This window comes from Paenibacillus sp. FSL K6-2859, from assembly GCF_038008265.1.
In the GTDB taxonomy this organism is placed as follows: domain Bacteria; phylum Bacillota; class Bacilli; order Paenibacillales; family Paenibacillaceae; genus Paenibacillus_AQ; species Paenibacillus_AQ nitricinens.
In genome coordinates this window covers 2,807,746-2,819,832 of the sequence record NZ_JBBOYU010000001.1, presented here as the reverse complement: position 1 = coordinate 2,819,832, position 12,087 = coordinate 2,807,746, and the positions used below count along the sequence as shown (strand labels likewise).

The following is a 12,087-nucleotide window of genomic DNA, read 5'->3' as shown; positions in this document are numbered from 1 at the left end:
CGCAAACGGTTTTGTTTTTTTATAACAATCTAGTACAAAAGAAAAAGGCCCGGCAAGAATGCCGAACCTTGATGTGGGCTTGATGATGTAGCGCTTGATAACCTATGAAGAAGCTTTCTCCTTTGTTTCCACGCTTGATCCAAGTGTAATACCGCTTTTTTGAGCATAAGCACTTAGGATTTCTTCCGTCTCCGAGCTTGTACGATGATGGAAGCAAGCTTTGGCAACCCTTGTAGCGTCTATAGCCAGTGTATTCAGGGTACGGTGTTTAACCTTAAGCAGTGCCTGCGGCGACATGCTAAGATCACTAATCCCTAGCTCCAGCCAAAGTGGCAAAGAACGTTCATCTGCTGCCATTTCACCACATACACTTATATCTATTTTTGCATTACGCGCTGCTTCTACAGTCATACGGATCATTCGCAGAACCGCTGGATGATATGGATGATACATATGCGCAATTTGTTCATTCATACGGTCTACGGCTAGTACATATTGCACCAAATCGTTCGTACCAATACTGAAAAAATCTACTTCCTCAGCCAGTAAATCCGCAATCATAACCGCAGCTGGAACTTCAATCATAATACCGACTGGAATATTCCGATTAAAAGGTATGCCCCTAAGCTCCAGTTCAGCCTTCACTTCTTCCAATACAGCTTTTGCCGCTTGTACTTCTTCTACGGAAGATATCATAGGGAACATTAGCTTTACATTCCCATATGCACTCGCCCGCAAAATGGCGGTTAGCTGAGTTTTGAACATATCTTGTCGATTCAAGCTGATTCGAATGGCACGATAGCCAAGGAACGGATTCTGCTCTTCTGGCAGCTGGAAGTAATCCAGATGCTTGTCCCCGCCTATATCCAGCGAACGGATCACAACCATATTGCTGCCTACCTTCTCGACAACCTGTTTATACACTTCGAATTGTTCATCCTCCGTCGGAAAAGAACTGCGATCCATATAAAGAAACTCTGTACGGAATAGACCTACACCCTCAGCTCCATACTTGAGCGCTAAATTCAGTTCTTTGACGGAGCTGATATTACCGGCCAATCGCAGGTTAACGCCATCTTTAGTGACGGCATCGACTGTAGCAAGCAATTCCAGTTGTTCTTTCTTTTTATGCTGCTTATTTCGAAGAGACACATATTCATTGATCGTTACCTCATCAGGATGAATTTGCACAGATCCGGTGTCTCCGTCTATCACGAGCATGTCTCCGGTCTGAATTGGGTTAGACAAATTATTCTCCAAGCCTGCTACGAGCGGAATGCCCAGCGCACGAGCCATAATGGAGGAATGTGAGGTTTTACCGCCCATCATAGTAACAATACCTAGAACATAAGTTGGGTTCAAGTGAGCTAACTGGGAAGGAGACAACTCCTTCGCGACGAGAATATATGGCTGTGTATCCGATGGCAGCGTGACTTCAGGAGCACCTAAAAGATGCTTTAACAGACGGTTACCGACATCCTTGATATCAACCGCCCGCTCCTTCATGTATTCATCATCCAGCAGATCAAACATCGCTACAAAATGATCAATCGCTTCCTTAACAGCTACTTCCGCCGCCTTATACTGGCGTTCAATAATCCCCCGGATTTCACTCATAAACACCGGATCATCCAAAATCGCCAGATGAGCATCAAAAATGCTGGATTCCTCTGGACCGACTACTTCTCTGAATTCTTTTTTGATGAATTCAATCTCGTCCTTAGAGGTACGGATACCTTCGTATAAACGCTCAAACTCCTTAGCTAGATCCACTGGGTTCACTTGTGTGTCTGGTAAGCTCCACTCCCAGTTCGGTAAGACAAAGGCCTTCCCGATAGCTACACCTGCTGCTGCGCCTATGCCTTGTATCATCCTTCTATCCCTCCAACGTTACTTTCATGTAAGACTACGGACATTACTGAAGATTGCCCCTTTTTAACATTTTTAAATGGAGCATAGCTCCATGATTTTACTCGATCAGGATTCGTAATCACCATTGGTGTAGCCAGTGAAGCTGCATGCTCACGCAAATAAGCGAGGTCGAATTTAACAAGCAATTGACCTGGTTCCACACTGTCGCCTTCTTTTACAACCGCCTCAAATGGCCCTTTAAGCTGCGAAGTGTCGATCCCTATATGCATAAGTACCTCCAGCCCTTCCGGTGTAGCAATACCAACGGCATGCATTGTAGGGTAGACGTGCATAACTTTCCCGAATACAGGTGATGTAAGCTCCCCTTTTTCCGGCAAAAATGCAACTCCATCACCCACTAGCTTCGCTGCAAAGATGTGATCCGGTACTTCCTCAATGGGCATCATTCTACCCTGCATCGGAGAACTGAACAACACCTGCGGCAAATCACGAAGCATTAGCTTATTAATCTCCTCGCGGATAAGCTCTGAATACGTACCAAATACTACCTGAACATTCCCGCCACCGAGCTTGATAATCCCAGCAGAGCCAAGACCTTTTAGCGCCCCCGTATCTATATATCGATCATTATGGACGGTTAGCCTCAAACGAGTGATACAGGATTGTACTTGTACGATATTCTCCTTGCCACCAAGCGCCTCCAAGATCAGTGGTGCCTGATATGGGATATTGCCTGCCCAATCACCAAGTTCGGAACCTTCTTCACGCCCTGGTGTCGGGATCTGAAAACGGCGAATCGCCCAGCGGAATAAATTATAATATACAATTCCATAACCAATACCGATCGGAATCAAAAGCCAAGCCCTCTGCGACAGATGCATATTCAAAAAGAAGTCAATCGCTCCTGCCGAATAAGAGAACCCGTGATGAATTCCCAGCATATAGGTCAGTACCATAGCAAGACCAGACATTACAGTATGTATCGCGAATAAATACGGAGAAGCAAACAAAAACGCGAATTCAATCTGCTCTGAAACCCCGGTCAGAAAACAAACCAAAGCCGCTCGCATGAAAGTCTTTTTAATTTTAGGCTTCAAGTCCTCGCGCGCTTCCTGAATAATTGCAAAAGCAATGGCTGGCAGTGCGAACATCATAATCGGAAACAAACCCGCCATAAAAATGCCCGCCGTAGGATCGCCTGCAAAAAAACGTGGCAAATCCCCCTGAACGACAGTGCTACCATCAGGAGTTGTAAAGTTTCCAAACTGAAACCAAAACACATTGTTGAGAATATGGTGAAGACCGAAGGCTGTTAGTACTCTATATAGCACTCCATAAATAAAAACGCCAAATCCGCCTGTCTGCAATATTCCTTGAAAAAGATCATCCAATCCTCTTTGCAGCAGTGGAGAGATCCCTAACATCACCCATGCAAAGCCAGCCGAAAACAATCCCATGAACAGCAAAACAAAACGCGACCCTCCAAAGAACTGTATCGCCTCTGGAAGCTTGATATTTTTGAACCGGTTTTGAGCAATACCGGCAACTATACCCAGCAAAATTCCGATAAGTGTTGCAGGTTGTACAAGCCCGTCTCCCATATGGGTAACAATCCGGTCGTAAGTGAACATTCCAGCCAATGCGGCAAGACCCGCCGTTCCAGCTTGATTGGATAATCCCCATGCTACACCCACAGCGAATAAATAAGGCATAAAATAAAAGATTCCCTGCCCAGCGTATGTAGCCACTTCGGATACCGAAGAAAGTCCCCATGCAGACCAAGGTAAGCTGCCCAAACTAAGCAAAATGGCTGCCGCCGGCAGTACCATGGTAGGAAGCATTATGGCTCTGCCCAATTGCTGCAATGATCCGAGCCAATTCAAGGCTACCCTCTCCTTTCTTTCTATATTGAATGGTAAGCGCTGCGGGGGTTTTTGTCAAAATAAACTGAAGGAAAAGTTCCGGGTATATTTAAAACAAATACACACTCACTCCTCAATAAAATCACCTAGAAACACCATTCTCTGGGCTCGGGATTCCAAAGCACTAAAGCAAACAATGCTAAAGTTGGTTAAAACCGATAAAAAGTTGCTCTAAATGAATGTGCGTCTCTAATAATGCTTCAAGTGTATAGTTATATTTATTGAATGAAGTTTTGTATGCTGACTGAGTCTCTTTCTTTTGCTGCCGATGATTATAAAAGAAATTAATTGTACTTTGTGCAACTATTTATATCCTAGAAGCACTGAAATCCATATAAGTGTACTTTGTGCAATTATTTTTAATAATTTCGCCCTTTTTCTTACCTTTGGTGTGTAATAAGTGTACAAAGTACAACTAAACCACAATAGAATAGAGGTATTTCCGATATAGTTGTATATAGTGCAATTAATCTACCTCTCCTACCATATTTGATCTGGCCGCATAGTTTTCACCTCGTATTGTCGAACCCGTTCTCCCGTAATTACAGGCTTTATTAGTCCCTTCTCACTCAACGAGTGCAACAATCTGCGCGCCGTTCGAAAGTTAATGCTGAAATGGGTGGTCACATCCTTTGGACGGATCGCCCTACCCAGTCGCCAAGCCAACCGCAGAACCTCCTTCTCCTCAGACAAAATATCCACGCCTGCAGATTTGCGCGCTAAATGAGGTGCCAGCACCAATTGCAAAAGCATCCGGCACACCTCGGGGCGGTGCTGAAGATCATCAACAGAAAAATGAACCATCTTCCACCCCATTCCGGTCAGAAAAGTGTCCCGATTAGCTGCATAGTTGAATCTCTCTCGGTCCATGTCCTTCACATGGCTTTGAAACCCATCGCACTCAATCCCGAGACTACCGCCGCTCTGCGGAAGAAAAGCGAAATCCAGAAATTGAGATTTACGGTTCCAGTCGTACACTTCGTATTCTGGATGCAAATCATCAAGGCTCTCAAACAATGGCCACCATACATTCTGCAAGAACAACTTCTCCGCATAATTATGACCTCTAACCAGCCTCCCCTTTCTTTCTCCTGATCTTTCCTTCAAGTGCTTGTTAATGAACAAACCATGTGCTTCTTCAAATTCCATAATAGTATCCTCCCCGTAAAAATAAAAAAACGCCCTTCACCGCAAATCATGCGGATAAAGGACGTTCTTCGTCTAACTTCAGTATATCAAGTTTAAATGGTGATTTGCATTAGAAATTGTATAGGCTGTACAGCCGTCGTAATCAAACAACGCTTATTTACGCCCATGCATCGTGATTGCTTCCTCGACCTTGATACAGCGGTCCATAATTGCCGTCATACCGTGCTCAGCAGCGATTTCAGCGGCTTCCTGGCTAATGATACCCTGCTGGAGCCAGAGCACACGTGCGCCGATGTCAGCGGCCTCCTGTGCTACCTTTGCGCAGTATTCGCTTCGACGGAACACATTGACAATGTCCACCGGCTCTGGAATTTCCGCTAACGTATGATAGCACTTTTCTCCCAATATTTCACCATCAACCAATGGGTTTACAGGGATAATCCGATATCCCCGACTTTGCATAGCACCCGCAACCATATAGGAGGTACGATCTGTTTTGTCAGACAGGCCAACAACTGCAATATTACCTGCAGAAGCAAGGATATCTCCGATCTGTTCCCGACTTGGATTCTCAAAGCTCATACATAGTGCCCCTTTCCATAGTTACACTTTATGATCGTTATATAACTGAAGCTAAATTCACTAGCTCCCTTACTTCTATTGTACCCACTCCACATTCGCACCAAGCGCACGCAGATGATCAAAGTATTGTGGATACGACTTAGCGACATGGTGAGCATCCTTGATCAAAAGTGGTTTTCGCGCTCGTAAACCTACTACGGACAACGCCATAATTACACGGTGGTCGTAATGCGCGTTAATGGTCACACCACCTTCAACGCCTTCAGGCATGCCGTGAACGATAATTTCATCGCGGCGTTCCTCAACATTGGCTCCAGCACGAGTCAATTCTGCCAAGTAATCAGTTATACGGTCACATTCCTTATACCGAAGGTTCTCAACATTATAGAATCGTGAAGTGCCTTCAGCAAATACTGCAGCAGCTACCATAGCCAGCACTGCATCGGTGGCAGCATCTCCGTCGAATTCAACAGCTTTTAGAACGCCGTTCCCTTGTACGTGAACTGTTCCATCTTTATGAGTAAGTGGTACTTCCATCATTCGCAACACATCAACAATGGCTCTTTCTCCCTGCTTACTCTGTTCCACAAGTCGATGTACCTTAACATCTGATTTGGTAACAGCAGCAGCCGCAAGAATAGCCGCAGAGCCAGGATAGTCACCTTGAACAGTATATGTCTTTGCCGCATAGGCTTGACGACCTGGTACTTTAAAGGTCATATAATCATCCGCCGCATGAACCACAATTCCAGCCTGCTCCAATACTTCTAACGTCTGACCTACGACAACCTTTGATTTCAAATCATCAAGGACAATAATTTCACTATCTTCTTCAAGCAATGGTGTCAAGAATAGTAGAGCGCTTAGGAACTGGGAGCTGACAGCACCTGAAACTGTAATTCTCCCCCCAACAGGTTTGCCACCGCGGATCGTGATCGGCAGCTTACCTTCATTATGCTCTACCTTCACACCAAGCTGTTCTAGAGACACGATCAGATCGTCATGTGGACGTTTGCCCAAAGAGTCAGGATACGTATTTACGAATGTGACCTCAGGGCTTAAAGCAGCTACAGCCATTAGAAAACGTAATACGGCTCCAGCATTCCCCACATTAAGTTCCTTAACATCCTTAGGTTTACGTCCAAAGCCCTGAATCACAATCTTCTCATCATCTTCTGTGAGTACAGCTCCCAAATCTGCAATACAACGACGGATGGCATCGCTATCTTCACTATGTGCCGGATGATAGATCGTACTTACGCCTTCTGACAATGCAGCAACCAGCAAATAACGAGTGGTATAGTTTTTGGAAGAGAGGGCCCCAAATTCTCCTTGCAGGGATGGCGTTGGCCTAACAATAACGTCCATAATATAAACTCTCCTTAGTAGATATAGTTGTATGTAGTGCTTGTTTGACAGGGTATTCTATGCTTGTGTTATCATTAAACCATTCTTCTGATGAAAAGAGGTCACAACCATGCATAATGTTCCACAAATCACACCGCAAGAATTGCGGCAGTGTCTAGAGACAGGGGAAGACCTTGTACTCATCGACGTTCGTGAAGACGAAGAGGTCGCCTTCGGGATGATTCCCGGTGCACAGCATATCCCCATGGGAGAAATTCCACACCGCACTGAGGATATTCCAAGTGATGCCAAAGTGATCTTCATCTGCCGTTCCGGTGCTCGAAGCCAACGTGTCTGCGAATATCTACAGCAGTTTGGCATTCATGCTACAAATTTAAACGGTGGTATGATTGAATGGAATGAAACACTCTCTTAAAAGCTCAGCCGCGGTAATGCATTAAAATATGTTGCGACACTTCTGCCGCTGTCAGTCCCGTTGTATCGACCGTGTAATGCGCGAACAGGTAAGCTTCTCGACGGTCTTCCATGATACGTCTAACCCGTTCTTCTGCATTGCCGGCGAGCAGCGGACGATTCTGATCTCCGCTAACGCGGGCAATAATCTCTTCTTCTGTTGCCGTTAGCGCAACCACATGCCCTTTACTCAGCATTAAATCTGTATTCCCCGGCGCCAATACCGCGCCACCACCCGTAGATATTAATTTATTCTCAGATTCTAGCATACGCTTTAGTACTGCTGTTTCCACGCTTCGAAAGTAATGCTCTCCATCTTCCGCGAAAATTTCTGCAATGCTTCGGCCTTCAGTTTCAACAATGACATGATCCAAATCAACCAGCTCATAGCCCAGTTCCTCGGCCAAAATAGCACCTACCGTTGACTTTCCCGTTGCCATCATCCCTACTAAAATAATGTTCTTATTTCTTTGCTCTTCATTCAACTTTTTAAATTGTTCTGTATCCCCAGCCATGTCTATCCTCCAACCGCGATATTTGTCATATCATAACACAGGGTCAAAACATTAGACAATCTGCTTCACATAGTAAATACACATCAAAATTTCAACAAAAAAGGCCCGAAAGCCTCCCCATTTCTGGTGAAGCAATTCGGGCCACTTTTCTAACATATAAGAAAGTATAAGTTTCACGTTATACATTATCCTTATATTTCTCGCATAAACACTTACCCGTCTTTTAGGGACGCGGAAGGCGTTTTTGCTTATAACCGTAACGAACTAAATTATTCAGCTGACATCCAGTTGTGGTGGAAGACGCCTTCTTTGTCTACACGTTTGAATGTGTGTGCGCCGAAGTAATCGCGTTGTGCTTGAAGCAGGTTCGCAGGCAGTCTTTCAGTACGATAGCTATCATAGTAAGCCAATGCGCTGGAGAATCCAGGTACTGGAACACCCATCGTTACAGCTGAAGCGATAACTTTACGCCATGCGGACTGGTACTTGTCCATAACATCCTTGAAGAAAGGATCAAGCAACAGGTTCTTAAGATCTGCATTGTTCTCGTAAGCATCCGTGATGTTTTGTAGGAAACGGGAACGGATAATGCAACCGCCGCGCCAAATTTTAGCCAACTCACCATATTTCAGATCCCAGCCGTATTCGTCAGAAGCTACGCGAAGTTGAGCGAAGCCTTGAGCATAGGATACGATTTTACTTGCGAACAATGCTTTACGCACGTTCTCGATGAATTCAGCTTTGTCACCATCAAATGGTGTAGCTTCTGGTCCGTTAAGCACTTTGCTTGCTTCTACGCGCTCATCCTTCATTGCAGACAGGAAGCGTGAGAATACGGATTCGGTAATCATGGACAAAGGTACACCAAGATCCAGTGAGCTTTGGCTTGTCCATTTACCAGTTCCCTTTTGTCCAGCGGAATCAAGGATCACGTCAACCATTGGTTTACCAGTTTCTTCATCATACTGAGCAAAAATGTCTGTAGTAATTTCGATCAGATAGCTGTCGAGCTCACCGCTATTCCACTCTTTGAAAATGTTGTGAAGTTCTTTTGCATCCAGACCCAGAACGTCTTTCAACAACTGGTAAGCTTCACAGATTAATTGCATATCACCATATTCGATACCGTTGTGCACCATTTTAACATAGTGTCCCGCACCGTCTGGTCCGATATATGTACAGCAAGGCTCACCGTCAACTTTAGCTGAGATTGCCGTTAGGATTGGTTCTACTAGCTTATATGCGCTTTCTTGACCGCCAGGCATAATGGAAGGACCTTTTAGTGCTCCTTCTTCTCCGCCAGAAACGCCAGTTCCGACAAAGCGGAAACCTTTTTCTTCCAGATATTTACTGCGACGAACCGTATCAGGGAAATAAGCATTTCCTCCGTCGATGATAATGTCGCCTTGATCAAGATGCGGCAACAGTTGCTCGATGGTAGCATCAGTAGCTTTACCAGCTTGAACCATGATCAGAATTTTGCGCGGTGCTTCAAGCGAAGCTACAAATTCCTCTACAGAAAATGTGCCTACGAGGTTCTTACCTTCCGCTTCAGCTAGAAGATCATGTGTCTTCTCCGGTGAGCGGTTAAACACGGATACGGAAAAACCTTTGCTTTCGATATTTAGAGCCAAATTCTTGCCCATTACCGCCAAGCCAATAACGCCGATTTGTTGTTTTGCCATCTGGTCCTCCACCCTTTGCACCCTATATTTTTGGGAAATCCATTTCTCGCAGTATAAGAATACCACCCTTTATCAGAGACAGCAAAGCCTGCCCTGCGAATAAAGATCAAATTCATCAACAAAACCATTGCCAATATGAAAATGATCACAATGACTATTTTAACGTTTTTAGTGCCAGAAGTGAACCCCTGTCTGCAAGTTCTCAAACAAATCTAAGGCACCCCGAAATTCGGGGTGCCCCTAAACAGCTTATTTCAGCACCTTGTTTACCATTCTAACATATACAATTCCTTCGTCAAAAAGGTAAGCTGAGCTCGGCATTTCTCCGCACGAATCATATCCTCAGCCTTAAGTGCATCATATAATCGATCCAGCTGCTCATCCACTTCAATCCTACGCTGGCGAATTCGTTCCTCTCCTTCAACAGAATAATAGAGCTTGGTCAGCTCCTCATCTGTGAGCATAGGACCCTTCTGGTATAAGACTCGCTGCTGATAACCCGAGATTTCGACAAGACGGATCACTTCGCCGAACAAAATATTTTCAATAATAATCTGACGGTCCCGGAAGCGCTTTACTATGGCATGGCCCCGCATGTCCCCAATTAACTTCTCCATCCATTCTGACAAGCGAGCATCACGAATCATATAGTCTCCCACGAGTTTATAGCCATCTTTGATCCTTTGAAACCGTAATTTCACCAGTTTACGACCCGTACGGACCGAAATTACAAAGACCTGTTCGTTCTCGCTCCAATATAGGGAATAACCTTTTTGAATCAAATCCTTGATCAGGTCCTGGATATGCTGTCTGTCGAAACGTAACTCCAGGTTACAATACTCCACCTCGTCGTTTTTGTTCACGGCACTCCCCCCTAACTGCTTCACATCTGCAAAGCCAACACAATTGTTCAATTCCCGAGTATTTATGGCTGCCGGACCTCTTCAAGTAGTAGTTACTAATGCGTTCGTCTTAGTCTTATTTTATACTTCAGTTTATGTAGCGGTAACTTGGTTTATTGACTATTTTTACCCGCAACAGACTTTCTCCAAACGCTGATTGAATTTTTTATTTCTTTTAGTCCTTTTTGAGCCGAATCCTTCCTAAAAAAAGCCGCTGACAATCTAATTCTCAGATTGTCAGCGGCTTTTCACTTCTAAGGTCAACTAGGTTTAAATTTCAGCTTCGTTCTGTGTACAATTAGTAAATGCAACCCAAAGAGCATCAACATTACAATTGCACTCATCAGAAACGGTACACCGTGACCTACATGGTCCCATAGTCTACCTGATATCACCGGCCCTGCCACCATCCCTGAGCCTTGCAAGGTCAAGAATAGCCCCCACACAGTCCCTCGTTCCCCCTTAGGCACTTGCTTAGCCAGAAAGGCATTCCATGCCGGGAGAATAAGCGCGTAGCTTATACCGACCAATGCCACCGCGATAAAAGCAAGCGGGAGCCAGCGCACCTGTGAGAACAGGGCAAGGGAAAAGGCGGCGAGCAAAAAGCCAATGTTCAGAAACACAGTTGTTCCGATTCGGTCCACCAGCTTGCCTGCTGGAATTAGAGCAAGCACCGTAATTCCCCCACCTGCAATCAGAAGTAGACTAAACTGATTTGGACTAACATGAAGCTCCGTACGTGCAAACAAGGTAACTACAGGCGTCATCAAACCAATGGCAAAAGCCTGAAGAAATAAGGCTGGATATAGTAGGCGACTGACTTTAAGCGTCGTTCTGACCTGATGTAGTGTTCTTTTTATACTTTCTAATGGACTGATTTTTTTACGCTCAATAGCTCCGCCGAGCCCCTGCATGTCCCTTACAACTGCATGAGTTCCACTTGTCGAGATTCTCTTAGGTAGAAATAGGGCAACCACAACTACAACAGCAGCACACCCTAGCAGGACCAAAAAGGCTACACGATAGCTTTGTCCCCCCTGATCCATCAAAAAATTCACTACGATCGGACCGATTCCCGTTCCTGCGAGCGATGCCATCTCTACAGCACCCATAGCTGCACCACTGCTGCCGCTTTTAGTAGATCCCGCCAATTCCGTTATTCCGGTCATCACACAAGGCCAAAGCGGGGATGTCCCGATCCCAAGAATAAGACAGGCAATCGAAAGCGTAACTGCAGTTTTGGCATATATTATCATTCCAACAGCTACTAGGATCAACAACAAGGCACTTGTCATGGTCCAGCGAAATCCTATGCGCTCCATAACCCAGCCAGAAGGACTGCGGAATAGATTATCCCCCAAATACTGGAGCGCAAAGGCAAAGCCTACTACCGTAACAGATAGACCCAAAATATTCTCCATATATACGGGTAACAGAGCGACAAGTAGCGACCCTTTAACAAACTCAACTAAAAAAATAATTACCCACATCTCCATGATAAATGGCGACGTCAAACTGATATGTGTACGTTGTGCAGCTTTTGTGGACATTCTATCACATCCAAATCCTAGTATTCTGTAGATTGTTTTGTTATACTGATGCTTGCCTTAAATTTTAATATTCGCGAAAGGTTGTGACA

The 12,087-nt window shown here is 44.9% G+C and carries 10 protein-coding genes; 1 reads left to right on the top strand and 9 read right to left on the bottom strand.

The features are described 5' to 3' along the window. Window positions 1-102: 102 nt before the first annotated feature. The 5 genes from ptsP to aroA form a co-directional block, all read right to left on the bottom strand. Window positions 103-1,872 (bottom strand): phosphoenolpyruvate--protein phosphotransferase, encoded by a 1,770-nt coding sequence (ptsP, locus tag MHB64_RS12345; RefSeq protein ID WP_094868510.1) that lies wholly within the window; start codon window positions 1,870-1,872, stop codon window positions 103-105. Beyond that, window positions 1,869-3,755, bottom strand: coding sequence for a glucose PTS transporter subunit IIA (locus MHB64_RS12340; RefSeq protein ID WP_094868509.1), 1,887 nt, complete (start codon window positions 3,753-3,755; stop codon window positions 1,869-1,871). The genes ptsP and MHB64_RS12340 overlap by 4 nt, the downstream gene beginning before the upstream one ends. Window positions 3,756-4,274: 519 nt before the next feature. Beyond that, window positions 4,275-4,943, bottom strand: a complete 669-nt coding sequence (locus MHB64_RS12335) for a hypothetical protein (protein ID WP_341134523.1) — start codon at window positions 4,941-4,943, stop codon at window positions 4,275-4,277. Window positions 4,944-5,096: 153 nt separating this feature from the next. After that, on the bottom strand, window positions 5,097-5,525 hold the full coding sequence (locus MHB64_RS12330) for a CoA-binding protein (RefSeq protein WP_094868507.1): 429 nt from the start codon (window positions 5,523-5,525) through the stop codon (window positions 5,097-5,099). Between the two features lie 75 nt (window positions 5,526-5,600). Beyond that, window positions 5,601-6,893 carry a 3-phosphoshikimate 1-carboxyvinyltransferase gene (gene aroA, locus MHB64_RS12325; protein ID WP_341134522.1) on the bottom strand — a complete coding sequence of 431 codons (1,293 nt, stop codon included), beginning with the start codon at window positions 6,891-6,893 and terminating at the stop codon, window positions 5,601-5,603. A 109-nt stretch (window positions 6,894-7,002) separates the two neighbouring features. Here aroA and MHB64_RS12320 point away from each other — a divergent pair, with 109 nt between their 5' ends. Beyond that, window positions 7,003-7,308: a rhodanese-like domain-containing protein gene (locus MHB64_RS12320; protein WP_094868505.1), complete on the top strand. Its 306-nt coding sequence runs from the start codon at window positions 7,003-7,005 to the stop codon at window positions 7,306-7,308. Between the two features lie 4 nt (window positions 7,309-7,312). Here MHB64_RS12320 and MHB64_RS12315 read toward each other — a convergent pair whose 3' ends face one another. The 4 genes from MHB64_RS12315 to MHB64_RS12300 form a co-directional block, all read right to left on the bottom strand. Continuing rightward, window positions 7,313-7,861, bottom strand: a complete 549-nt coding sequence (locus tag MHB64_RS12315) for a shikimate kinase (protein ID WP_341134521.1) — start codon at window positions 7,859-7,861, stop codon at window positions 7,313-7,315. Window positions 7,862-8,130: 269 nt separating this feature from the next. Beyond that, window positions 8,131-9,546, bottom strand: a complete 1,416-nt coding sequence (gndA, locus tag MHB64_RS12310) for an NADP-dependent phosphogluconate dehydrogenase (protein WP_341134520.1) — start codon at window positions 9,544-9,546, stop codon at window positions 8,131-8,133. A gap of 266 nt (window positions 9,547-9,812) precedes the next feature. Next, complete coding sequence (locus MHB64_RS12305) at window positions 9,813-10,409, bottom strand: hypothetical protein (protein ID WP_094871404.1); 597 nt, start codon at window positions 10,407-10,409, stop codon at window positions 9,813-9,815. A gap of 299 nt (window positions 10,410-10,708) precedes the next feature. Then, complete coding sequence (locus MHB64_RS12300) at window positions 10,709-11,998, bottom strand: MFS transporter (protein ID WP_094871403.1); 1,290 nt, start codon at window positions 11,996-11,998, stop codon at window positions 10,709-10,711. Window positions 11,999-12,087 lie beyond the last annotated feature (89 nt).

Excerpts from the sequence above, each read along its gene's own strand:
- MHB64_RS12335 (WP_341134523.1), bottom strand. The coding sequence starts at position 4,943 with ATGGAATTTGAAGAAGCACATGGTTTGTTCATTAACAAGCACTTGAAG.
- ptsP (WP_094868510.1), bottom strand. The coding sequence starts at position 1,872 with ATGATACAAGGCATAGGCGCAGCAGCAGGTGTAGCTATCGGGAAGGCC.
- MHB64_RS12320 (WP_094868505.1), top strand. The coding sequence starts at position 7,003 with ATGCATAATGTTCCACAAATCACACCGCAAGAATTGCGGCAGTGTCTA.
- MHB64_RS12315 (WP_341134521.1), bottom strand. The coding sequence starts at position 7,861 with ATGGCTGGGGATACAGAACAATTTAAAAAGTTGAATGAAGAGCAAAGA.
- MHB64_RS12330 (WP_094868507.1), bottom strand. The coding sequence starts at position 5,525 with ATGAGCTTTGAGAATCCAAGTCGGGAACAGATCGGAGATATCCTTGCT.
- aroA (WP_341134522.1), bottom strand. The coding sequence starts at position 6,893 with ATGGACGTTATTGTTAGGCCAACGCCATCCCTGCAAGGAGAATTTGGG.
- MHB64_RS12300 (WP_094871403.1), bottom strand. The coding sequence starts at position 11,998 with ATGTCCACAAAAGCTGCACAACGTACACATATCAGTTTGACGTCGCCA.
- gndA (WP_341134520.1), bottom strand. The coding sequence starts at position 9,546 with ATGGCAAAACAACAAATCGGCGTTATTGGCTTGGCGGTAATGGGCAAG.